The sequence below is a fragment of the Salinivibrio sp. EAGSL genome, from assembly GCF_013366455.1.
GTDB classification, from domain to species: Bacteria; Pseudomonadota; Gammaproteobacteria; order Enterobacterales; family Vibrionaceae; genus Salinivibrio; species Salinivibrio costicola.
Genome location: NZ_JABWMG010000012.1, coordinates 81,978 through 105,167, shown reverse-complemented (window position 1 = coordinate 105,167; position 23,190 = coordinate 81,978). Strand labels below are relative to the sequence as shown.

Below are 23,190 nucleotides of genomic sequence, written 5' to 3'. Positions count from 1 at the left end.
ACTCGGTGCTCACGCAGTTAAGGAATATTGTGCAAAGCGTTGCAGTGTCAGCCGATCTCGATCAGGCGCTGCATACGTTGGTGCAACAAACCTGCTTGGCAATGCGTACCGAGTGCTGCTCTGTCTATCTCGCCAACCTTGAGCAACAAAGCTTTGATTTGATGGCAACGCAGGGGCTCGATCCGTCGGCGCAAGTGTCGATGTCGTTTGGTGACGGGTTAGTTGGCGTGGTTGGTCAACGAGCTGAGCCTTTAAACCTCGCTTATGCACGACGACATCCTGCGTTTAAACCTTTTCCAGCGACAGGAGAAGATGCGTTTCAATCTTTTTTGGGTACGCCCATTATTTATCGCAAAAAGGTGCTGGGCGTATTAGTCGTTCAGCAACACCAACCGCGTCAATTTGATGAAAGTGAAGAGTCGTTTCTTGTCACCTTAGCCGCGCAGTTGGCGGTGGTATTTGCCCATGCGGATGCGCAAGGGGGGTGGCAAGGTACCCGATCGCCTATTTTACTTGAAGGGATGCCGGCGTCACCGGGGATCGGTATTGCTCAAGCTTGGTGCGACGAGTCGCAACCAAGGCTAGAGGACGTTGCTCCGGCAAGCAGTCTCGATGTGTCGCGAGAGCTCGACCGCTTAGACGCCGCGATTGATGAGGCCAGTACCGAGTTCCGGCGTTTGCGTAAGCGCTTTGATAAGGAGCTACAAAAAGACGCATTAGCGATTTTTGATCTGTTTGTACATCTGCTCAATGATCCCATGTTGCGAGAAGACATAACGGTCAGGATCCAGCAAGGTGATGAAGCGACGTGGGCCGTGCGACAAACTGTGGAGGCCTTTTCCGCGCGCTTTTCCCTGATGGACGATCCTTATCTCAAAGCGCGCGCAGACGATGTAAAAGAACTGGGTCAGCGATTACTTTATTTTTTGATGGCCCCGGCAGGCAGTGCTCCAGCGATTTCATCACCGGTTGTGTTACTGGCTCACGAGCTGACAGCCGGTATGCTGGCTTCGATTCCTCGTACCTTACTGGCAGGCGTTGTCGCCGAACAGGGAGCGGCTAATTCTCATGCTGCCATTCTCGCGCGGGCATTGGGGATCCCTGCGATCATGGGGGTCAGCTTTTCTCCCTCACGCTTGCACCACAAAACCGTTATCCTCGATGGACACAAAGGGATATTAATGATCGAGCCTGCCGAGGCCTTGATCAACGAATACCAGCAATTGGTTCAAGAAGAAGCCAGCTTACAATCGACCTTTGAGACAGCACTGGCCAGCCCGGGACAAACCCAAGACGGCACCCGGGTTGAGGTCCATTTAAATGCCGGTCTTAGTGCCGATAGTCAAATTGCGATTAATCAAGGGGTGGATGGGGTAGGACTTTTTCGCACTGAAGTCCCTTTTTTAATGTTACGCCGGTTCCCCTCTGAAGACGAACAAGTGAAACAGTATCGCGCCATTCTTGCCAGTTACCCTGATAAGCCTGTGGTGATGCGTACGTTGGATATCGGTGGAGATAAGCCGCTTCCTTACCTAAGTGTGGAAGAAGATAATCCTTTTCTGGGGTGGCGCGGTATTCGCTTCAGCTTGGATCATCCGGATATCTTTTTGATCCAAGTCCGTGCCATGTTACGCGCGAGCATAGGTTTAAATAACCTTAAGTTACTACTGCCAATGATCTCTGGCCGCAATGAGTTATTGGAAGCGAAAACCTTGGTCAGCCGCGCGTATCAAGAGGTCAGCCAAGAGGCCGAGAGCACGGGTGAGAGCGTTAATATCCCTATGCTCGGGATCATGGTCGAAGTCCCCTCTATTTTGTATCAGTTGGATAATATCGCGCGTGATATCGATTTTTTATCGGTAGGGACCAATGACTTGACCCAATATTTACTCGCCGTTGATCGCAATAATGCGCGGGTCGCGGATATTTTTGATGCCCTGCATCCTTCAGTACTCCATGCCTTATCATCCATTGCAACCATGGGTGCGCGCCATCAATTACTGGTAAGTGTCTGCGGTGAGTTGGCCGGCGATCCTGTGGGTGCAGCATTATTAGTGGGATTGGGTTACCAGCAACTGAGTATGAACACTCGGAATGTCGCCAAAATCAAATATCTGTTAAGTCGATTACCGCATGAGGCGCTAGTGGTGCAGGCGAATACTATGCTGACATTAGACGACCCTGATGCGATTCGAGCATCGACCGAAGCCTTTCTGGCCGAACATGGGCTTGAAGCGTTAGTCAAAATCGGACAAATGCGATGATCACTGGCCTAACACTGTTGTTGTTTGTGGTCTGCATGCTAGTCGGTGCGTGCGTAGGTACCTTATCAGGGCTGCTTGGCATTGGCGGTGGACTGGTGGTGGTACCCGCTTTAACGTTTCTATTGCCGGTTTTTGGCATTTCACCGACGGTGGTGATGCCCATTGCTCTGGCGACGTCGTTAGCAACGATCGTTTTGACCTCAAGTGCGTCGGCATGGCGGCATTTTCGCTTAGGTAATGTGCATGTCGAGGCGGTCAAAGCTCTTGTTCCTGGCATGCTGTTAGGCGGTAGTCTTGGGGCCGGATTTGCTGACTTGCTGCCTCCTGATTGGCTACCCCGTTTATTTGGTGTGATTGTGCTTGCGATGGCACTGCAAATGTTACTTAATCGCCGCGTCTATCAAGCGCGCCCATTGCCGCATTGGTGGCGGCTTTCTGCGGCTGGAACCTTGATTGGGACGCTTTCTAGCTTGGCAGGCATTGGTGGCGGATCCTTTACTGTTCCATATTTACACTGGCGTGGGGTCAGCATGCATCAAGCAATAGGTAGTGCATCAGCGGGGGGAGCGGTATTAGCGTTCGGTGGCATGATTAGCTTTGTGTGGTTGGGCTGGCGACAGACGGAACCCTTACCGCCACTCAGTGTCGGATACTTGTATTTACCCGCGTTGCTCGGGGTGGTTTCCACGTCTGTGTGGATGACACGGGTAGGCGCGCAGCTTGCGGTGAAGTTACCTACTGAGCAAATAAAACGTATTTTTGCCGTCTTTCTTGTTATTGTCGGCGCTAGCATGTTGTTGAAATAAAGGATCAAATTCATGGCTGAAGGTTATTTCACCTTTCCGTCAATCGACCCGGTATTAATCGAGTTAGGCCCCATAGCGGTACGCTGGTACGGGTTGATGTATTTGTTAGGGTTTGTGTTTGCTCTTTGGCTGGCAAACCATCGTGCGACAAAACCCAACAGTGGTTGGAACAAAGAAGAAGTCAGCGATCTGCTGTTTGCCGGCTTTCTTGGCGTGGTATTGGGTGGACGCATTGGCTATGTGCTTTTTTACCAATTGGATGCTTTTATCGCCGACCCCTTGTTTTTGTTCAAAGTATGGACAGGAGGCATGTCGTTCCATGGTGGTCTGTTGGGTGTGATCACCGCCATGGCATGGTATGCACGTAAAACGCAGCGTCACTTTTTTACCGTGGCTGACTTTATTGCGCCGTTAGTACCATTTGGCCTTGGCGCTGGCCGGTTGGGCAACTTTATGAACGGTGAGCTATGGGGGCGCGTCACGGATGTGCCTTGGGCAATGGTCTTTCCAACCGGGGGCCCGTGGCCACGCCATCCCTCGCAGCTTTATGAGTTTGCATTAGAAGGCGTCGCGTTATTTGTGATCCTCAATATGTACATTAAAAAGCCACGCCCAATGGGGGCGGTCTCGGGGCTTTTCTTGGCCGGTTACGGCACATTCCGCTTTACCGTGGAGTATTTCCGCGAGCCAGATGCACATCTTGGACTGTTTGGTGATCTGTTAAGCATGGGGCAGCTACTCTCGTTGCCAATGATTGTGGCAGGCGCATTGATGATTCTATGGGCTTACAAGCGCAGGCCTGCACCATGATTAATGTCGCGTAATCAGATATACTGTTTATCACACCAAGGCACCCTATGCGGTGCCTTTTGTTTGTTCGGTCAATGATAGGAAACACTATGAAGCAGTATCAGGCGTTGATGCAGGATATTCTCGATAATGGGACAGATAGGGGAGATCGCACTGGTGTCGGAACGCGATCGATATTTGGACGCCAACTACGGTTCGACCTTGCTGAAGGCTTTCCACTGTTAACGACCAAAAAACTCTATACCCGAGCGATTATCCACGAGCTTTTGTGGTTTCTTAACGGCGAGACTAACATCCAGTACTTACAAGACAACAAGGTACGTATTTGGGATGAATGGGCCACCGAGCAAGGTGATCTCGGTCCCGTCTATGGTGCTCAGTGGCGCTCTTGGGCGTGTCCAGATGGTTCAACCGTGGATCAGATTGCGCAATTGATCGAGCAAATTAAAACCAAACCCAACTCGCGTCGCCATATTATCACAGCGTGGAACCCTGCCGATTTGCCGGATGAGTCCATCAGCCCGTCAGAGAACGCGGAGCAAGGCAAAATGGCCTTGGCCCCTTGCCATTGTTTGTTTCAGTTCTACGTGGCGGATGGCAAGCTCTCATGCCAGCTTTATCAGCGTAGTGCAGACTACTTCTTGGGTGTGCCGTTTAATATTGCCAGCTATGCGCTGTTCACCCATATGGTGGCGCAACAGTGCGACCTAGCGGTCGGTGATTTTGTCCATACTTTCGGTGATGTTCACCTTTATCATAACCATCTGACCGATGATATTGTCCATGAACAGCTAAAGCGTGAACCGCGTGCGTTGCCGACATTGACTATTAAACGCAAGCCTGCCTCTATCTTTGAATATAAAATCGATGACTTTGAGATTGCAGGCTACGATCCGCATCCGACCATTAAAGCGCCGATTGCGGTTTAACACATAGCTGTTTAACGCATTGCTGTTTGATAGGCAGTAACGTTAACGAGGCGATACGACTTGGTGTCATCTTGAGCCAATTTTCAATAAAAAAACGCAGCCAGCTGGCTGCGTTTTTTGTGTGTGACCTAAATCTCAGGCTTATTGGGATAAGAAGACAATGCTGCCTGGAATCACAACAAAGACTAAACTGATATAAACGAGGACGGCCATTTTTGATTTGGCGGCCATTTTGCCCAACAAGTCTGCACCTTTGAGCGGTAATTCGCGTAAAAACGGCACACCAAAGATAAGCGCGGTGGCTAGGATATTAAAACTAAGGTGTACTAATGCAATTTGCAGCGCAAAGACGGCGAACTCGCCCGTGACGGCTGTGGCGGCAAGTAACGCGGTAATGCAGGTACCAATGTTTGCGCCCAATGTGAATGGATAAATATCACGCACCTTTAACACGCCTGAGCCGACCAATGGCACCATCAAGCTAGTGGTCGTTGATGAAGATTGCACCAACACAGTGACGATTGAGCCTGAGAAAATACCGTGCAATGGACCGCGACCGATAGCATTTTTAAGCATGTCTTTTGCCCGACCCACCATCAGTTTTTTCATCACGCGACCCATCACGGTGATGGCAACGACAATAGTAACAATCCCCATGGCAATCATCACGAAGCCACCAATGTTGCCCGGAAAGATAGCATCCAAGGGCGATTGCACAGCATTAACGACGGGTTTGGTCAATGGCTTAATAAAGTTTAACCCCTTGATACTCATATCGTTCGCTTGTGCCAGTGGAGACACCAACCAGCCAGAAATTTTATTCAGTATTCCAAACGCCATTTCGAGTGGGAGAAAAATAGCTACGGCAAAGAGATTAAAGAAGTCATGAACAGTGGCACAACTAAAGGCACGACTAAACTCTACTTTACAGCGGGCATGGCCTAAACTGACGATAGTATTAGTCACTGAGGTACCCACGTTGGCTCCCATTACCATGGGAATCGCCGCTTCAACCGGCAAGCCACCCGCGACCAGGCCGACGATAATAGACGTCACGGTACTTGAAGACTGAATCAATGCAGTGGCAACAATACCAATCATTAAGCCAGCTACGGGATGAGACGCAAACGCAAAGAGCGTCTTCGCTTCGTCGCCTACGGCCCATTTAAAGCCGCTTCCTACCATGGCAACGGCCACGAGCAGGAGGTAAAGCATGACGGCAAGCTTGGTCCAACGGAACCAATTTGAGGAGCTCTGAGTTGCCTCTACTGCTGTAGCATGGGGAGTCATAAGATATCTCCGTGACAATTCGATGTCAGTTTAGTGTCAAAGCAAAATCTGAGGCGATAGTAAAAAGGGAATATTTCAGAAATATGACATAAATACTGCAGTGAGTTGAAAATACGATCTTGGCACGGATATGCCGCAGTAAAAGCGCTGTTACCCCCCTGATTCCTAGCGTTATTTGTCTCTAAATACACGGCTGGAAAAAACAGAGATAAAAATGTAACAACAAGGTTGAAATCGACACTATGCTAGAGAGAAAGCGTTAAGCTATAAATCGGTAAACAGGATATAAAAGCGTTAGACTACGAATAAATCAATGGTAAGTTAGTTTTAACATCGGTTTTCCCGATGTTTACTATCAGAACAAACGATTTTTCTAAAAGTGGTCTGACTGTCTAGACTACTGAAATCCACTTTTATTGTATGGAGTGCTCTAAATGACTGATGTCATTCGTCAGTTTCTGAAAATGGAATCCGCAGGAGGTATTGTGCTGATTGTAGCGGCGGTATTAGCGATGTTCGTAGCGAACTCGGATTTACAGCCTTTATATGACAGCACGCTTCATACCTATGTAGCAGGCTTATCCGTTGGTCATTGGATCAACGATGGCCTGATGGTGATTTTTTTCCTGCTGATTGGTTTGGAAGTTAAACGTGAGTTGGTTCAAGGTGCCCTAAACTCAAAAGACAAAGCCACCTTCCCTGCGGTTGCAGCGATCGGAGGTATGCTTGCTCCCGCACTGGTTTACTTGGCGTTCAACTGGGGCGACCCACTGGCCGTGTCTGGTTGGGCTATCCCAGCTGCTACGGATATCGCGTTTGCGCTCGGTGTGTTGGCGTTGTTGGGTAATCGTGTCCCGCTTGCGTTAAAAGTATTCTTACTGGCATTGGCGATCATTGATGATCTCGGGGTGATTGTGATCATTGCCCTGTTTTACAGTAGCGACTTATCGCTGGTAGCCCTAGCGTCAGCCTTTATAGCCACTGTGGTACTGGTGGCGATGAATATGCGCAAAGTGACCAGTATTCCTGCGTACGTCGTGGTTGGACTGATTTTATGGTTCAGCGTGTTGCAATCGGGCGTTCATGCGACGCTTGCCGGTGTGGTGCTTGGTTTTGCCATCCCGCTTAAAGGTAAAACGGATGATGCACCCTCGCCATTGAAAAAAATGGAACATGCGCTGCATCCATACGTGTCGTATCTGATTCTGCCGATTTTTGCGTTCGCGAACGCTGGGGTATCGCTTGACGGTGTATCACTGGCTAACTTGACGGAAATGTTGCCGCTAGGTATTGCCTTAGGCTTGCTTCTGGGTAAACCACTTGGGATCTTTACCTTTAGTTGGGCCGCAGTGAAATTAGGTATTGCCAAACTGCCAGCACGCGTGAATTTCACCCATATCTTTGCCGTGTCAGTGCTCTGTGGTATTGGTTTCACCATGTCTATCTTTATCTCATCACTGGCCTTTGTTGGTGTGAATGGCGAGTTCGTCACACTCTCTCGTCTTGGTATCTTGATAGGATCGACCTTGGCGGCCGTGATTGGCTACGTAGTGTTGCACTTTGCACTGCCACCAGCCAGCGCGCTTGCAGATGAACAAGGAGACGAGTATGAAGAAGGTAATACTGGCGTTGATTACTAGCCTGGTTACCGTCTCTGGCTCTGCCATGGCGGTAAACCAAGATATGTATTGCAACGGAAAGCAAGACCAAAGCGATGTTTGCCAAGCCTATCGCGCAGGTGTCGCGGCCGGAAAGGCGATGGTGACATCGAACGTTGATAAGGTTGACAGAGAAGAACAAGATAAATCCTCAAGCTTCTCAGAGCGTGCTTTAGAGCATCGAGCGGGTGAGCGGGTAAGAAAGCCGCTTGATAAAGACGATGTGAAAAACTAAAACGCGTATGCCACTTGAAGGCGCCAGAGAGGCAGCGTAAGCTGCTTCGTCTGGCGTTTTTTTATCTATCAGCATGGCTCACCTAAATTACAACCACCTGTACTACTTCTGGATGGTCTGCAAGCAAGGTTCAATCACCCAAGGGGCGGATAAGCTTTGTTTAACACCACAAACCGTTACTGGGCAAATTCGGGCTCTGGAACAGCGCTTAAATGGTAAGCTCACTAAACGCAATGGGCGCTACGTGGAGCCCACTGAGCTCGGCCAGCTGGTTTTTAAATATGCTGATCGTATGTTTGGTCTGAGCTACGAAATGCTAGATATTGTCAATTACAGTCAGCAAGAGAATATCTTATTCGATGTTGGGGTTGCTGATGCATTATCGAAGCGGCTGATTAGCCAAATTCTCTTGCATGCGATACCTCACGATAACGCCATCCACCTGCGCTGTTTTGAATCCACGCATGAAATGCTACTTGAGCAACTCGCAGAGCATAAATTAGATATGATCCTTTCAGACTGCCCGATAGATTCGACCCAACAGGCCGGCTTATTTAGCGTCAAGTTAGGTGAAAGTAGCATGAGCTTATATTCCTCAAACCCTGCAGAAGACCCCGATGTGCCGTTACCCATACGTTTAGCGACACAGAAAGTCTTAATTCCTAGCAAATCGACCGCAATGGGACGTAAGTTAACGCAGTGGTTTGATCAACAAGGCATCGTACCTAATATTCTGGGAGAATTTGACGATTCCGCCTTAATGAAAGCGTTTGGGATTAGTCATCAAGCGTTATTTATTGCACCTACGACCTATGCTGAGGAAGTCACCCGTTTGGGTCAAGCGATACAAATTGCTGAGCTGAGTGTGGTAAAAGAGGAATATTTCGTTATCTTTGCGGAACGTATGATTCAGCACCCAGCGGTCAAAAGGATTTGTGAAGCAGATTACAGTCACTTGTTTGTTTAGTTACAAGCTAGCATAAAGATCGTGCTAGACTCGTGCCATTGAGTATTAACTGATGATGGAAGTTGAATGGATTTAGCCCGCATGCAGCAGAATGGGCCTAAGGCAGTCAGCCTGCTAAAAGCCATGGCCAATGAAAAACGCCTTTTTATTCTGTGTTATTTACTACAAGGTGAATTGTCGGTGGGGCAGTTAGTGGAGCGGGTTCCTCTGAGCCAGTCAGCCTTATCGCAGCATCTCGCTTGGTTACGAAAAGATGGTCTGGTGACAACGCGCAAAGAGGCGCAGACGGTATATTATTCGCTAAAAAGTGATGAAGTCGTCGCTGTCATTCAGCTTTTACATGATCTCTACTGCAGCGAAACCGTGAGTTAGCACCTGGGTAAGCAACAAGTGATAAGCAAAAAAAAACCGGCCAAGGCCGGTTTTTTTATCTCTATGCAAAGAGCAATCTTACAGCGCTTTAATTTGTGCTGAGAATGCTGCTTTGTAACGAGCTGCTTTATTCTTGTGGATCAGGCCTTTAGTGGCTGAACGATCAAGAATAGGCTGAACTTGTGCAAAAGCAGCAGTTGCCGCTTCTTTGTCGCCTGCAGCAATTGCTGAAGCAGTTTTCTTCATATAGGTGCGCATCATAGAGCGACGGCTTGCGTTGTGCTGGCGACGCTTTTCAGACTGGATCGCACGCTTCTTAGCAGATTTGATATTCGCCAAGGGTCTAACTCCCAAATCTTTTTGTTCGGTGACATTTCAAGGCGGAGGACTATGCCTCTTTTTGCCTCTATTGTCAATTCATTTGTGCAAAGATCCGCCGCTCCAAGGTAGTGTTGGCGCTGCGGGGTTATCACAGTTAATATGGCGGCTGATTCTATCAGCATTTCAGCCCCGACGTCACCTATATTTCGATTTGTTCTCCCTTTCGGCGTATCGCCAGGGGCGAAAAAGTAGAAGCAACGCGCGCATCGGGCACGTGTTTTCAAGAGGTAACCGTGAGTAAGCGACTTTTACGCTCTGGGCTCATCGTGAGCACCATGACATTAGTGTCCCGTGTTTTAGGATTGGTGCGCGATGTTGTCATTGCCAACTTAATGGGCGCGGGTGCGGCCGCCGATGTCTTTTTCTTTGCCAATAAAATCCCTAATTTTTTGCGTCGTCTATTTGCCGAAGGGGCATTTTCACAAGCGTTTGTGCCGGTATTAACCGAATACCAGGCGCTTGATAAAGATGATACCACCCGAGCCTACTCACGCGAGTTGGTGGCCAATGTGGTCGGCACGCTTGGTGGGCTGGTCACTGTTGTGACATTGCTAGGTGTGGTCGGATCGCCCGTTTTAGCCGCGTTGTTTGGTACCGGTTGGTTTGTCGATTGGCTAGACGGCGGGCCTGATGGTGCAAAATTTGAGTTGGCCAGCTTGATGTTGAAAATCACTTTCCCCTATTTGTGGTTTATTACCTTTGTTGCGCTATCGGGGGCTATCCTTAACACGCTGAATAAATTTGCAGTTTCCAGCTTTACGCCGGTGTTTTTAAACGTTGCGATTATTGCTGCGGCGATCGGTCTATCCCCGCATTTGGCACAACCTGAAATAGGTCTTGCGATCGGTGTGTTTGCAGGCGGTGTGATCCAACTTTTGTTCCAACTGCCTTTTTTAGCGCAAGAGGGGATGCTCGTGCGGCCTAAATGGGGATGGCATCATCCCGGCGTTGTCAAAATTCGACAGTTAATGATCCCAGCATTGTTTGGGGTATCCGTCAGTCAGATTAATCTGTTATTCGATACCTTTATTGCTAGCTTCTTAATGACGGGTTCTATCAGTTGGCTGTATTACTCCGATCGTTTATTAGAGTTCCCACTGGGGTTATTTGGCATTGCGATTGCGACGGTGATCTTGCCCGCGTTATCCAAAAAACATGTCGATAAATCGGCGGATCAGTTTGCTGCGACCATGGATTGGGGCGTACGTATGGTTCTGCTACTCGGGATCCCCGCCATGGCTGGATTAATTGTGCTCGCCAAGCCCATGTTGATGGTGCTGTTTATGCGGGGTGAATTTGGTGTACCTGACGTGGAGGCGGCCAGTCTTTCTCTGGTGGCTTATGCTTGTGGTTTAGTCAATTTTATGGTGATCAAAGTCCTGGCGCCTGGTTATTATGCTCGCCAAGATACTAAAACACCGGTCAAATACGGTGTCATCGCAATGGTCAGCAATATGGTCTTTAACGCGATCTTTGCCTATTTCTTCAGCTACGTGGGGCTAGCAATGGCCACGGCCTTATCGGCGCTGATTAATGCAGGCCTGTTGTATCAAGGGCTACACCGTCGTCATATTTATCGCCTTTCTCGGGAAACAGTGATGTTTATTGTTAAGTTACTGGTGGCTGTTTGTGCCATGGTTATTGGGCTTTATGTTTTAATGCCAAGTTTGTCACAATGGGTGGCTATGCCATTATTCTCTCGCAGCATTAGCTTGGCTGGCTGTATTCTTGGCGGAGGGAGCCTCTATCTGATCACGGCAGTGATGTTTGGTGTGAGATTAGGCGATATCCGCCACCGAGGATGATGGTAAGCGCGGAATATCAATCCAGGGCTGATTGCCAGCGCTGACTAGTATATAATCCGCCAGTTTTTATAGTTCAAATAGTCAGCAGGCGATGGAATTAATTCGAGGCATTCACAATATCCGGGCCAAACACCGAGGCTGTGTACTCACCATCGGTAACTTTGATGGTGTCCACCTTGGGCACCAAGCGGTCTTGCGCCAAGTGGTCGAGAAGGCCAGGGCCCTCGATTTGCCTGCGACTGTCATGCTGTTTGAGCCTCAACCGCTCGAATTGTTTCAAGGCGATCAGGCCCCTGCACGTTTATCCCGGCTGCGCGACAAATATACTCAGCTGGCTAAGTTAGGCGTGGATAGGCTGTTGTGTGTCAGCTTTACACCAGCATTTGCCGCCATGAGCCCGGATGCCTTTGTTGATCGCTTGTTGGTCAATCAATTGGGTGTTAAGTTTCTGGTAGTGGGTGACGACTTTCGCTTTGGCCTCAAGCGTGCCGGTGACTTCTCTCGATTAGAGCAAGCCGGGAAAGAGCATCACTTTGCGGTGGTGAGTACCGAAAGCTTTTGTGTCAGCGACCGACGGGTGAGTAGCACCGCAATACGAGATGCGCTTCTCGCGGGCCAGTTAGAGGCGGCAGCCGATATGTTGGGGCGACCCTACAGTATTTGCGGGCGGGTCGCGCATGGGCGAAAGCTTGGACGTACGATCGGCTTTCCTACCGCGAATGTGCTGCTTAAGCGGCGAGTCTCTCCTGTATCGGGTGTGTACGCGGTAACCGTGTCCGGTGCGCGTGCAGGGCAATCTTTGCCGGGCGTTGCCAACGTGGGTAATCGACCGACGGTCAATGGCACCCATCAGCAGTTAGAAGTGCATCTATTCGATCAAACGCTCGATTTATACGGCAAACAATTAGAAGTTAGCCTACTGCACAAATTGCGTGATGAAACCAAATTCGCGTCAGTAGACGCATTAAAAATGCAAATTCAACGAGATGCATCGGCAGCGCGTGCGTGGCTGGCTGATGGCAATAATGTCTAGAGTAACCTCCATACGGAATCAATAATCAATGAGTGACTACAAAGATACCTTAAACCTGCCGGAAACTGCGTTTCCGATGCGAGGTAATCTTGCTAAGCGCGAGCCTGATATGCTCAAGCGTTGGTATGATGAAGATCTTTACGGTGCAATCCGTCAAGCGAAACACGGCAAAAAAACATTTATTTTGCACGACGGCCCTCCGTACGCGAACGGCAACATTCATATTGGTCACTCTGTTAATAAAATTCTCAAAGACATTATTATTAAATCGAAAACGCTGGCGGACTATGACGCACCGTATGTCCCTGGCTGGGACTGCCACGGTCTACCTATCGAATTGATGGTAGAGAAAAAAGTGGGCAAGCCGGGTCAGAAAATCTCCACCGCCGAGTTCCGTGAAAAATGTCGTGAATACGCGGCCAAGCAAGTGGAAGGTCAAAAAGCCGACTTCAAACGTCTTGGCGTGTTAGGTGAGTGGGATAAACCCTATCTCACCATGGACTTTAAGACTGAGGCTAGCATCATTCGTGCCTTGGGTAAGATTGCGGATAATGGCCACTTGCACAAAGGGTTTAAACCGGTTCACTGGTGTACGGATTGTGGTTCAGCCCTTGCCGAAGCCGAAGTCGAGTATCAAGACAAGACGTCTCCATCGATTGACGTCATGTTCCGTGCGGTGGATGAGCAGGCGCTCGTGAACACCTTTACCCTTGCTGGTGAGCATCAAGGCGAAGGGCCTGTTTCGGCGGTGATCTGGACGACGACGCCTTGGACTCTGCCGGCTAACCGCGCCGTTGCTGTGTCCGCGGATCTGGAATATGTGCTGGTTCAAGTCGAAGGCGAGCAGCCACAGCGCTTAATTCTGGCGGCAGAGTTGGCCAAAGACGTGATGGATCGTGCTGGTATCGAGCACTATCACAACCTTGGTTTTTGTAAAGGTGAAGCGTTAGAGCTGCAACGTGTTCAACACCCATTTTATGATTTTGACGTGCCGGTGATCCTTGGCGATCACGTGACAACTGAGTCGGGTACGGGGGTTGTCCACACTGCGCCTGGACACGGCCAAGAAGACTTCGTGGTGGGGAAAAAATACGACCTAGAAGTGGCCAATCCTGTGGGGAGCAATGGTGTGTATTTACCTGATACACCACTGTTTGCCGGTCAGCACGTGTTTAAAGCCAATGATAATGTCATTGAGACGCTTAAAACGCATGGCGCGCTGCTGCATCATCATGCCTATGAACACAGCTATCCGCACTGCTGGCGCCACAAAACGCCGATTATTTTCCGAGCGACGCCACAGTGGTTTATCGGCATGGATAAAGCCGGTCTGCGAGATAAAGCCTTACAAGAGATCAAAAACGTTGAATGGATCCCTGACTGGGGGCAAAGCCGCATTGAATCCATGGTTGAAGGCCGTCCAGACTGGTGTATTTCTCGTCAGCGTACCTGGGGCGTACCCATTGCCTTGTTCGTTCACAAAGAAACGTCAGAGCTTCACCCCGATACGATTAACCTGATTGAGCAGGTTGCACAGCGGGTAGAGCAATCGGGCATTCAAGCGTGGTGGGATTTGGATCTTAACGAGCTGCTTGGCGATGAAGCAGACCAGTACGAGAAAGTGCTGGATACGCTCGATGTATGGTTTGATTCAGGCGCGACGCACTATGCGGTGGTTAACCAGCGTGACGAGTTCAACGGCCAAGAAGCTGACATGTACCTCGAAGGGTCGGATCAGCACCGTGGTTGGTTCCAATCATCGTTAATGACCTCGGTCGCCATCAAAGAAAAGGCCCCGTATCGAAAAGTGCTGACTCATGGTTTCACCGTTGACGGCAAAGGCCGCAAGATGTCGAAATCTTTGGGGAACACCATCGCGCCGCAAGACGTGATGAACAAGCTGGGTGCCGATATTTTGCGTTTATGGGTGGCATCAACCGATTACACCGGTGAGATCACCGTCTCGGATGAGATCCTAAAACGCAGCGCCGATGCGTATCGTCGTATCCGCAACACCTCGCGTTTCTTGCTGGCTAACCTACATGGTTTTGATCCTAAAACCGACTTGGTTGCCCCAGACGATTTGGTCGCGGTTGATCGTTGGGCGGTGGGACGTGCGTTGGCGGCACAGCAAGAAATTACAGAAGCATTTGAAGCTTGTAATTTCCACCAAGTCACGCAACGCTTGATGCAGTTCTGCTCGATTGAGATGGGCTCTTTTTATCTCGATATTATTAAAGATCGCCAATACACCGCGAAAGCCGGCAGCCATGCGCACCGAAGCTGCCAAACGGCACTGTTCCACATTGTCGAAGCCTTGGTCCGTTGGATGGCTCCTATTATGTCGTTCACGGCGGATGAAATTTGGAATGAAATGCCGGGTGAGCGTAGCAAGTTTGTCTTTACCGATGTCTGGTATGACGGCCTATTTGATCTAGAAGACAGTGCAGCCCTTAACCAGGCGTTCTGGGCGAAATTGTTAAACGTACGCGATGCGGTCAATAAAACGCTTGAACAGGCCCGTAACGAAAAAGTCATTGGTGGCTCACTAGAAGCCGAAGTGACCCTGTATGCGCCCGCCGATTTTGCCGAAAAACTGCGCTTAATGGGCGATGAACTTCGCTTTGTGCTGTTAACGTCAAAAGCAACTGTGGTCGCCGGTGAATCCCCAATATCTGCGACGAAAACGGATGTTGAAGGCCTTGCTGTTGAGGTGACGGCTTCAAGTGCGGCGAAGTGCGAACGCTGCTGGCATCACGTCGCCGACGTGGGCACCATTGCTGGCCATGAAGAGATCTGTGGCCGTTGTGTGACCAACATTGCAGGAGAAGGCGAAACTCGCCAATTTGCGTGATGCAGACTCTTTCCTTCTCGCAATCAGGATGGCGCTGGCTTTGGCTGGCGCCTCTGGTGTTTGCGCTCGATATTGGTAGTAAGTGGCTGGTGATGCAAACCATGGAATACGGGTTTGCTAACCGCATTGAACTGTTGCCTTTTTTTAATCTTACCTACGTGCATAACCATGGCGCAGCCTTTAGTTTTTTGAGTGATGCTGGAGGCTGGCAGCGTTGGCTATTTAGCGTGATAGCACTAGGAGTCAGTGGATTACTGGCTTATTGGATGCGGACCACCCCAGCAAGCCAACGGCTGATCAATATTGCCTATGCGATGATCATCGGCGGCGCATTGGGTAATTTATTTGATCGGCTTGTTCATGGTTATGTCATCGACTTTTTAGATTTTTACATTGGCACGTCGCATTGGCCGGCGTTTAACTTGGCGGATTCCGCGATTTGTTTGGGGGCGGCGTTGGTGATTCTGGAAAGTTTTCGTCAGGACGCGTCATCGACCAAGCAGGGATAATGCGTATCTATCTGCACACTCCGACTTTCAAAAAGGATGAATCATGAAAGCGATCAGCGCCGCTAGCGAAGTGATTATGCATTTTACCATCAAGCTTGAAGATGGCTCGGTGGCCGATACCACCCATAATGCGGGGAAGCCTGCGAAATTGGTGATGGGAGACGGCAGTCTGACCGAAAACTTTGAAAACTGCTTACTGGGCTTAAAAGAAGGCGCCTCGAGTAGCTTTACCTTAGCGCCTGAAGATGCCTTTGGGCAGCCAAACCCTGATAATATTCATTATATGGATCGCCGCCATTTCGGAGGAGAAACACCCGCCGAAGAAGGTGCGATCATTGCGTTTAGTGGTCCTCAAGGGCAAGAAATTCCGGGGATTATTACCGCGGTCTCTGGCGACTCAGTCACCGTTGACTTTAATCATCCTTTGGCGGGTAAAACCGTCATTTTTGACGTTGAAATTATAAGTGTGCAATAAGGCGTAGTCATGAAGATCCTACTTGCCAATCCCCGTGGCTTTTGTGCGGGCGTCGATCGTGCAATCAGTATTGTTGAACGAGCGTTAGAAATCTATCAACCGCCGATTTATGTGCGTCATGAAGTGGTGCACAACCGTTTCGTCGTGGAAGGGTTAAAGCAGCGTGGGGCGATTTTTGTTGAGCAGATCAGCGAAGTGCCTGACGACAGTATTGTGATCTTCTCTGCACACGGTGTATCACAAGCGGTGCGGAACGAGGCGAAATCGCGTCAATTGACCGTGTTTGATGCCACCTGTCCATTGGTGACCAAGGTCCATATGGAAGTGGCGCGCGCAAGCCGCAAAAACATGGAAGTGGTGCTGATAGGCCATGCGGGCCACCCAGAAGTGGAAGGCACCATGGGTCAATACGCCAGCGAAACGGGTGGCATGTATTTGGTCGAAACCCCAGACGATGTCTATACCCTCAAGGTCAACGATCCAGATAACCTACACTATGTCAGTCAAACCACACTGTCTGTGGATGAAACGGCAGATGTGATTGATACCTTGCGGCAGGTATTTCCCAATATCCAAGGCCCGCGCAAAGATGATATTTGTTATGCCACACAGAACCGCCAAGATGCAGTACGCGATCTTGCGCAAAGCTGTGATGTGATGATTGTCGTTGGGTCGAAAAATAGCTCAAATTCAAATCGCCTCCGTGAGCTTTCTGAAAAGCTAGGTACGCCTGGGTATTTGGTTGATACAGCACAAGACATTGCCCCCGCTTGGTTAGACGGCAAGCATACCGTTGGGATCACGGCAGGGGCATCGGCGCCTGAAGAGCTGGTGGATCATATTATCGAGCGCATCAAGCAGCTTGGTGCCACAGAGGTTAAAAATCTCTCTGGACGAGAAGAAAACATGTTCTTTGAAGTGCCGAAGGAATTACAAATTCGTGAAGTCACTTAACCGTGATGATCCAGACCAAAAAGGGAAGCGAAAGCTTCCCTTTTTTTCGCCAATATACAAGTGCCAGGGAACGCGCTAGAGTGGTCAGTTACGATCAAGGAGCCAATTTGCTGGCAAAGTGACAAAGGGGAAAATCATGGTACGTATTGCCATTGCAGGCGCGGCTGGACGAATGGGCCGCAACCTTATTCAAGCGGTTGCACAATACTCGGGCGCAACATTGGGCGCGGCGAGTGAGCGCCCTGAATCTAGCCTAGTAGGCACAGATGCGGGTGAGTTGGCAGGAATTGGCCGTTTAGGGGTTAACGTGGTGGACGACCTTGCTAATGTCAGTGATGACTTCGACGTGATTATCGACTTTACCGCACCATCGGCCACGATGGCGCATTTGGCGTTATGCCAACAACAAGGTAAACAATTAGTCATTGGCACCACCGGGTTTGACGAGGCGCAAAAACAAGTCATTCATGAGGCCGCTGAGTCAACTGCCTTAGTCATGGCGCCCAACTACAGTGTGGGGGTGAACCTAGTGTTTAAGTTGCTCGAGCAAGCCGCCAAAGTGATGGGGGAGGAATGCGATATTGAAATTGTTGAAGCCCACCACCGCCATAAAGTGGATGCCCCTTCAGGCACAGCGCTAGGTATGGGCGAAGCGATTGCGGGGGCAATGGGTAACAACCTCAGCGATGTGGCTGTCTATGCGCGAGAAGGGAATACGGGCGAGCGCAGCAAAGACGAGATTGGTTTTGCCACCCTTCGTGCCGGTGACATTGTTGGCGAACATACTGCGATGTTTGCCGATATCGGTGAGCGTGTTGAGATCACGCACAAGGCCTCAAACCGTAATACCTTTGCCAAAGGCGCGGTCCGTGCAGCGGTTTGGCTCAATCAGCACCCGTCGGGTTTTTATACCATGCAAGATGTCCTCGATTTAAAATAACTATTCATCGCGCTTCGGCGCGATGTTTTTTGCTTATACGTAAAACGCCCTCTCTGTTTGTGTTGCTCCTCCAGCTTTATCTATTTTTTACTGGGCTCATATCGCTATTTTTGCACGAGACTGTATTTATCAGGTGTTAAAAGTAAAGGTAAACGTTTGCTAATGAGCTTTTATTTTTTTAGACAGATATTGTGTCTTACGTAATGATGCTGGCAGTGATTTGGGTGTTTTTTGTACCGTAAAGTCGATTTAAGCTGTGTTTTATGGCGGCTTAGATAAGGAAATCTATTGAGTGGTGAATAAAGAAAACAAAAAAACGCGGGTTTGATTGACAGCTTCTCCATGCATCCCTAGAATGCGCGCAATTTGTCAAAATTCAGCTTGACGCGGGTTTTGATCTTAGATGGAATACGTAAATGCAGCGTTAGTCGTTAAAAGTGCATTTTTATATAAACTGGAGGTTGTCTTGAGCAAGTTTGCGCTCTTAGTCCTAGAAGATGGGACAGTGTTCCACGGTACCCCGATCGGCGCGGATGGCTCCGCGGTGGGAGAAGTGGTTTTCAATACCTCGATGACGGGGTATCAAGAAATTGTCACCGACCCCTCTTATTCCCGTCAAATAGTCACTCTTACTTATCCCCACATTGGCAACACCGGCACCAATACCGAAGACGAAGAATCCTCCCAAGTTCACGCTCAAGGCCTCGTGATTCGTGATCTCCCTCTCTTAGCTAGCAACTTCCGCAATCAACAATCCCTTTCTGATTACCTCAAGCAACACAACATTGTTGGCATTGCCGACATTGATACGCGTAAGCTCACCCGTTTGTTGCGTGAAAAAGGGGCGCAAAATGGTTGCATTGTCGCTGGCGACAGCGTGGATGAAGCATTGGCTTTGGCTAACGCGCAAGATTTTCCTGGCCTCAAGGGCATGGATCTCGCCAAAGAAGTGACCACTCAGGAAAGCTATAGCTGGACACAAGGCTCTTGGCAACTTCATCAAGGCTTACCCGATGCTTTACCTGATAGTGAATTGCCTTATCACGTAGTGGCGTATGACTTTGGTGCCAAACGTAACATTTTACGTATGCTGGTTGACCGTGGCTGTCGTTTGACGGTGGTGCCTGCCACCACACCCGCAGACGAGGTGCTGGCGATGAATCCGGATGGAGTTTTCCTATCCAACGGTCCTGGCGATCCAGCCCCGTGTGACTACGCGATTGCGGCGACGCAAACCTTCTTAGCGAAAGGCGTGCCTTTATTTGGTATTTGCTTGGGCCACCAAATTTTAGCACTGGCGAGCGGTGCTAAGACGGTGAAAATGAAATTTGGCCATCATGGTGCCAATCACCCGGTGAAAGATTTAGACCGAGACGTGGTGATGATCACCAGCCAAAACCATGGCTTTGCGGCCGATAAAGATAGCTTGCCAGACACATTGCGGGCGACCCATGTGTCTTTGTTCGATGGCAGCTTACAAGGCATTCATCATATTGAAAAACCCGCCTTTAGCTTCCAAGGCCACCCAGAGGCAAGTCCAGGACCGCATGATGCGGCGCCTCTTTTTGACCATTTTATCGACCTTATCAAACAACATCGCGCCTAATCGGAGTCGTTGAGCATGCCAAAACGCACAGACATAAAAAGCATTCTAATCCTGGGCGCAGGCCCGATTGTCATCGGCCAAGCCTGTGAATTTGACTACTCAGGGGCACAAGCGTGTAAAGCGCTACGCGAAGAGGGGTACCGGGTTATTCTCGTGAACTCGAACCCAGCGACTATCATGACTGATCCCGAAATGGCCGATGCGACCTATATCGAGCCGATTCAGTGGCAGGTAGTGAAACATATTATTGAGAAAGAGCGCCCCGATGCGGTGTTACCGACCATGGGCGGTCAAACGGGATTAAACTGTGCACTTGATCTCGAGCGTCACGGCGTACTGGCGGAATTTGGCGTAGAGATGATTGGTGCAACAGCCGACGCCATTGATAAAGCAGAAGACCGACACCGTTTTGATGAAGCGATGCGCAGCATTAACCTTGAGTGTCCGCGTGCGGGCATTGCCCACAGTATGGATGAGGCTCACAAGGTACTCGATGAAGTGGGTTTCCCTTGTATTATCCGCCCTTCATTTACCATGGGCGGCACTGGTGGCGGTATTGCCTACAACCAAGAAGAATTTAAAGACATTTGCGAGCGAGGTCTGGATTTGTCGCCAACCAACGAGCTGTTGATTGATGAATCCTTGATTGGTTGGAAAGAGTACGAAATGGAAGTGGTGCGGGATAAAAACGATAACTGCATCATTGTCTGCTCGATTGAAAACGTCGATGCGATGGGTGTCCACACTGGTGATTCGATCACCGTCGCACCCGCTCAAACATTGACCGATAAAGAATACCAATTGATGCGCAATGCCTCTGTGGCTGTGCTGCGTGAAATCGGTGTCGAAACCGGTGGGTCAAACGTTCAGTTTGGGATCAACCCTAATAATGGGCGCATGGTGATCATTGAAATGAACCCGCGTGTCTCGCGTTCATCAGCCTTAGCATCAAAAGCAACCGGTTTCCCGATTGCCAAAGTAGCGGCCAAATTAGCGGTTGGCTTTACCCTTGATGAGCTGATGAATGATATTACCGGCGGCGCCACACCGGCTTCATTTGAGCCGACCATTGATTACGTGGTCACGAAAATCCCACGCTTTAATTTTGAAAAATTTGCTGGCGCCAATGATCGACTGACGACCCAGATGAAATCCGTGGGCGAGGTGATGGCCATTGGCCGTAACCAACAAGAATCGTTACAGAAAGCATTACGCGGTCTAGAAACCGGCGCGTCTGGTTTTGATGAGATGGTCAACCTGGATGACGATACCGCATTGACGCGTATTCGCCATGAGCTGAAAGAGCCGGGCGCCGAGCGGATTTGGTATGTCGCGGATGCCTTCCGTGCAGGCATGTCGGTCGATGGGGTTTTCAACCTCACCAATATTGATCGCTGGTTCTTGGTGCAAATCGAAGACATCGTCAAACATGAACAACAAGTCCGAGATAATGGGTTTGCTGGTCTTAATGCGGTCGCGCTACGCCAATTAAAACGTAAAGGTTTTTCCGATGTGCGCTTGGCGAGTCTTCTCGGGGTGTCTGAAATTGAAGTGCGCAAACTACGGGATAAATTCAACATCCATCCGGTCTACAAACGCGTTGATACGTGCGCAGCTGAGTTTTCCTCTGATACCGCGTACATGTACTCAAGCTATGATGATGAATGTGAATCGCAACCAACCGATAAAAAGAAAATCATGGTTATCGGTGGTGGGCCGAACCGTATCGGACAGGGCATCGAATTTGATTATTGCTGCGTCCATGCTTCGTTAGCGCTGCGCGAAGACGGCTATGAGACCATCATGGTGAACTGTAACCCTGAAACCGTCTCTACCGACTATGATACTTCCGATCGCCTCTACTTTGAGCCGGTGACCTTGGAAGATGTGTTGGCGATTGTTCGGGTCGAAAATCCTGAAGGGGTAATTGTTCAGTATGGTGGCCAAACCCCACTTAAACTGGCTCGAGCGCTAGAAGCGGCTGGGGTGCCGATCATTGGTACCAGTCCTGATGCAATTGACCGCGCGGAAGACCGTGAACGTTTCCAAGATGCGGTAGAGCGCCTAGGGCTGAAACAACCTGCCAACGCCACCGTGACGGCATTAGAGCAGGCGGTGGAAAAAGCGAAAGAGATTGGCTACCCGCTAGTGGTGCGTCCATCTTATGTGCTTGGGGGACGGGCGATGGAAATCGTGTATGACGAAACGGATTTGCGTCGCTACTTTAATGAGGCCGTGAGTGTGTCGCATGAATCTCCCGTCTTGCTCGATCACTTCCTTGATGACGCGACCGAAGTAGATATTGATGCCGTGTGTGACGGTGACATCGTTGTCATTGGTGGCATTATGGAGCACATTGAGCAAGCGGGAGTGCACTCGGGCGATTCGGCGTGTTCACTACCAGCGTATACGTTGAGCGATGACGTTCAAGATCGGATGCGTGAACAAGTACGTAAATTAGCCTTAGAGCTTGGTGTACGCGGCTTGGTGAATACCCAGTTTGCGGTGAAAGATGATGAAATTTATCTGATTGAAGTAAACCCGCGGGCTGCACGAACGGTTCCATTTGTGTCTAAAGCGACAGGAGTGCCGCTGGCGAAAATTGCTGCTCGAGTGATGGCAGGACAATCACTTGCCGAGCAAGGGTTCGTGAACGAAGTGATTCCACCTTACTATTCCGTGAAAGAGGTGGTACTCCCGTTTAATAAGTTCCCAGGCGTGGATCCTTTACTTGGGCCCGAAATGCGCTCAACCGGTGAAGTGATGGGTGTGGGCGATACCTTTGCTGAAGCGTTTGCTAAAGCGGATTTAGCCTGTGGCAAAGCCTATAGCGAAAGCGGGCGAGCTTTGTTGTCGGTTCGCAATAATGATAAGCAGCGCGTGGTCGACCTGGCCGCGAAGTTGCTGAAACTTGGCTTTGAGCTTGATGCCACCCACGGCACTGCCGTTATTCTGGGAGAAGCGGGGATCAATCCGCGCCTTGTCAACAAAGTGCACGAAGGACGTCCGCACATTCTTGACCGCATCAAAAACGGTGAGTATAGCTATATTGTCAATACCACCGAGGGGCGCCAAGCGATTGAAGATTCAAAAGTCTTACGTCGTGGTGCGCTGGCCGCCAAGGTCAATTATACCACCACACTGAATGCGGCCTTCGCCACGTGCATGGCGTTAACGGCGGCCGACACCACCAAAGTGAATCCGGTGCAATCGCTGCACGCACGAGTACTGACCAAGTCTTAACCCGATGAGACGTCAATAAGCAGCCATCAGACCCGCCTTTTTGGCGGGTCTTTCTTATC

General features: G+C 49.8%; 19 protein-coding genes. 17 read left to right on the top strand and 2 right to left on the bottom strand.

Annotated elements, in window-relative coordinates; genetic code table 11:
• The first annotated feature begins 5 nt into the window (after nucleotides 1-5).
• The 4 genes from ptsP (at nucleotide 6) to HLG76_RS09315 (ending at nucleotide 4,809) form a co-directional block, all read left to right on the top strand.
• Nucleotides 6-2,264: a phosphoenolpyruvate--protein phosphotransferase gene (ptsP, locus tag HLG76_RS09330; RefSeq protein WP_077679359.1), complete on the top strand. Its 2,259-nt coding sequence runs from the start codon at nucleotides 6-8 to the stop codon at nucleotides 2,262-2,264.
• Nucleotides 2,264-3,070, top strand: coding sequence for a sulfite exporter TauE/SafE family protein (locus tag HLG76_RS09325; RefSeq protein ID WP_101494559.1), 807 nt, complete (start codon nucleotides 2,264-2,266; stop codon nucleotides 3,068-3,070). Before ptsP ends, HLG76_RS09325 begins: the two co-directional genes overlap by 1 nt.
• A 12-nt stretch (nucleotides 3,071-3,082) precedes the next feature.
• Nucleotides 3,083-3,880, top strand: a complete 798-nt coding sequence (lgt, locus tag HLG76_RS09320) for a prolipoprotein diacylglyceryl transferase (RefSeq protein WP_021023311.1) — start codon at nucleotides 3,083-3,085, stop codon at nucleotides 3,878-3,880.
• Between the two features lie 89 nt (nucleotides 3,881-3,969).
• The gene (locus tag HLG76_RS09315; RefSeq protein ID WP_021023310.1) at nucleotides 3,970-4,809 is read left to right on the top strand and encodes a thymidylate synthase; all 840 of its coding nucleotides are present in this window, start codon (nucleotides 3,970-3,972) and stop codon (nucleotides 4,807-4,809) included.
• 141 nt (nucleotides 4,810-4,950) lie between these two features.
• On the opposite strand, the gene HLG76_RS09310 is transcribed toward HLG76_RS09315, so the two are convergent.
• On the bottom strand, nucleotides 4,951-6,099 hold the full coding sequence (locus HLG76_RS09310; protein ID WP_077669395.1) for a Na/Pi symporter: 1,149 nt from the start codon (nucleotides 6,097-6,099) through the stop codon (nucleotides 4,951-4,953).
• A 434-nt stretch (nucleotides 6,100-6,533) separates the two neighbouring features.
• Between HLG76_RS09310 and nhaA the strand changes: the two genes are divergently transcribed.
• From nhaA to HLG76_RS09290, 4 genes are all read left to right on the top strand, one after another.
• Nucleotides 6,534-7,739 carry a Na+/H+ antiporter NhaA gene (gene nhaA, locus HLG76_RS09305; RefSeq protein ID WP_077461730.1) on the top strand — a complete coding sequence of 402 codons (1,206 nt, stop codon included), beginning with the start codon at nucleotides 6,534-6,536 and terminating at the stop codon, nucleotides 7,737-7,739.
• Nucleotides 7,708-7,992: a hypothetical protein gene (locus tag HLG76_RS09300; RefSeq protein ID WP_021023307.1), complete on the top strand. Its 285-nt coding sequence runs from the start codon at nucleotides 7,708-7,710 to the stop codon at nucleotides 7,990-7,992. Before nhaA ends, HLG76_RS09300 begins: the two co-directional genes overlap by 32 nt.
• Before the next feature lie 73 nt (nucleotides 7,993-8,065).
• Nucleotides 8,066-8,959 carry a transcriptional activator NhaR gene (gene nhaR, locus HLG76_RS09295; protein WP_077661339.1) on the top strand — a complete coding sequence of 298 codons (894 nt, stop codon included), beginning with the start codon at nucleotides 8,066-8,068 and terminating at the stop codon, nucleotides 8,957-8,959.
• 66 nt (nucleotides 8,960-9,025) lie between these two features.
• Entirely contained in the window at nucleotides 9,026-9,331 is a 306-nt protein-coding gene (locus HLG76_RS09290; protein WP_021023305.1) for a metalloregulator ArsR/SmtB family transcription factor, read from the top strand.
• A gap of 78 nt (nucleotides 9,332-9,409) precedes the next feature.
• Here HLG76_RS09290 and rpsT read toward each other — a convergent pair whose 3' ends face one another.
• Nucleotides 9,410-9,670 carry a 30S ribosomal protein S20 gene (gene rpsT / locus HLG76_RS09285; protein ID WP_077646827.1) on the bottom strand — a complete coding sequence of 87 codons (261 nt, stop codon included), beginning with the start codon at nucleotides 9,668-9,670 and terminating at the stop codon, nucleotides 9,410-9,412.
• Nucleotides 9,671-9,945: 275 nt separating this feature from the next.
• Here rpsT and murJ point away from each other — a divergent pair, with 275 nt between their 5' ends.
• The 9 genes from murJ (at nucleotide 9,946) to carB (ending at nucleotide 23,131) form a co-directional block, all read left to right on the top strand.
• Nucleotides 9,946-11,517: a murein biosynthesis integral membrane protein MurJ gene (murJ, locus tag HLG76_RS09280; RefSeq protein ID WP_175993526.1), complete on the top strand. Its 1,572-nt coding sequence runs from the start codon at nucleotides 9,946-9,948 to the stop codon at nucleotides 11,515-11,517.
• A 91-nt stretch (nucleotides 11,518-11,608) separates the two neighbouring features.
• On the top strand, nucleotides 11,609-12,550 hold the full coding sequence (gene ribF, locus HLG76_RS09275; RefSeq protein ID WP_175993525.1) for a bifunctional riboflavin kinase/FAD synthetase: 942 nt from the start codon (nucleotides 11,609-11,611) through the stop codon (nucleotides 12,548-12,550).
• A 28-nt stretch (nucleotides 12,551-12,578) separates the two neighbouring features.
• Nucleotides 12,579-15,404 (top strand): isoleucine--tRNA ligase, encoded by a 2,826-nt coding sequence (gene ileS, locus HLG76_RS09270; RefSeq protein WP_175993524.1) that lies wholly within the window; start codon nucleotides 12,579-12,581, stop codon nucleotides 15,402-15,404.
• Nucleotides 15,404-15,913 carry a signal peptidase II gene (gene lspA, locus HLG76_RS09265; RefSeq protein WP_175993523.1) on the top strand — a complete coding sequence of 170 codons (510 nt, stop codon included), beginning with the start codon at nucleotides 15,404-15,406 and terminating at the stop codon, nucleotides 15,911-15,913. Before ileS ends, lspA begins: the two co-directional genes overlap by 1 nt.
• Before the next feature lie 43 nt (nucleotides 15,914-15,956).
• Complete coding sequence (gene fkpB, locus HLG76_RS09260) at nucleotides 15,957-16,388, top strand: FKBP-type peptidyl-prolyl cis-trans isomerase (protein WP_077669400.1); 432 nt, start codon at nucleotides 15,957-15,959, stop codon at nucleotides 16,386-16,388.
• A 9-nt stretch (nucleotides 16,389-16,397) separates the two neighbouring features.
• Nucleotides 16,398-17,342, top strand: coding sequence for a 4-hydroxy-3-methylbut-2-enyl diphosphate reductase (ispH, locus tag HLG76_RS09255; protein WP_175993522.1), 945 nt, complete (start codon nucleotides 16,398-16,400; stop codon nucleotides 17,340-17,342).
• Between the two features lie 136 nt (nucleotides 17,343-17,478).
• Nucleotides 17,479-18,282, top strand: coding sequence for a 4-hydroxy-tetrahydrodipicolinate reductase (gene dapB, locus HLG76_RS09250; protein WP_021023297.1), 804 nt, complete (start codon nucleotides 17,479-17,481; stop codon nucleotides 18,280-18,282).
• Between the two features lie 466 nt (nucleotides 18,283-18,748).
• The gene (gene carA / locus HLG76_RS09245; RefSeq protein WP_077669408.1) at nucleotides 18,749-19,888 is read left to right on the top strand and encodes a glutamine-hydrolyzing carbamoyl-phosphate synthase small subunit; all 1,140 of its coding nucleotides are present in this window, start codon (nucleotides 18,749-18,751) and stop codon (nucleotides 19,886-19,888) included.
• Between the two features lie 15 nt (nucleotides 19,889-19,903).
• The gene (gene carB, locus HLG76_RS09240; RefSeq protein ID WP_175993521.1) at nucleotides 19,904-23,131 is read left to right on the top strand and encodes a carbamoyl-phosphate synthase large subunit; all 3,228 of its coding nucleotides are present in this window, start codon (nucleotides 19,904-19,906) and stop codon (nucleotides 23,129-23,131) included.
• Nucleotides 23,132-23,190: the final 59 nt, after the last annotated feature.

Coding starts and splice junctions, on each gene's coding strand:
- lgt (WP_021023311.1), top strand. CDS start 3,083: ATGGCTGAAGGTTATTTCACCTTTCCGTCAATCGACCCGGTATTAATC.
- HLG76_RS09315 (WP_021023310.1), top strand. CDS start 3,970: ATGAAGCAGTATCAGGCGTTGATGCAGGATATTCTCGATAATGGGACA.
- HLG76_RS09310 (WP_077669395.1), bottom strand. CDS start 6,099: ATGACTCCCCATGCTACAGCAGTAGAGGCAACTCAGAGCTCCTCAAAT.
- nhaA (WP_077461730.1), top strand. CDS start 6,534: ATGACTGATGTCATTCGTCAGTTTCTGAAAATGGAATCCGCAGGAGGT.
- HLG76_RS09300 (WP_021023307.1), top strand. CDS start 7,708: ATGAAGAAGGTAATACTGGCGTTGATTACTAGCCTGGTTACCGTCTCT.
- nhaR (WP_077661339.1), top strand. CDS start 8,066: ATGGCTCACCTAAATTACAACCACCTGTACTACTTCTGGATGGTCTGC.
- HLG76_RS09290 (WP_021023305.1), top strand. CDS start 9,026: ATGGATTTAGCCCGCATGCAGCAGAATGGGCCTAAGGCAGTCAGCCTG.
- ribF (WP_175993525.1), top strand. CDS start 11,609: ATGGAATTAATTCGAGGCATTCACAATATCCGGGCCAAACACCGAGGC.
- ileS (WP_175993524.1), top strand. CDS start 12,579: ATGAGTGACTACAAAGATACCTTAAACCTGCCGGAAACTGCGTTTCCG.
- lspA (WP_175993523.1), top strand. CDS start 15,404: ATGCAGACTCTTTCCTTCTCGCAATCAGGATGGCGCTGGCTTTGGCTG.
- fkpB (WP_077669400.1), top strand. CDS start 15,957: ATGAAAGCGATCAGCGCCGCTAGCGAAGTGATTATGCATTTTACCATC.
- ispH (WP_175993522.1), top strand. CDS start 16,398: ATGAAGATCCTACTTGCCAATCCCCGTGGCTTTTGTGCGGGCGTCGAT.
- dapB (WP_021023297.1), top strand. CDS start 17,479: ATGGTACGTATTGCCATTGCAGGCGCGGCTGGACGAATGGGCCGCAAC.
- carB (WP_175993521.1), top strand. CDS start 19,904: ATGCCAAAACGCACAGACATAAAAAGCATTCTAATCCTGGGCGCAGGC.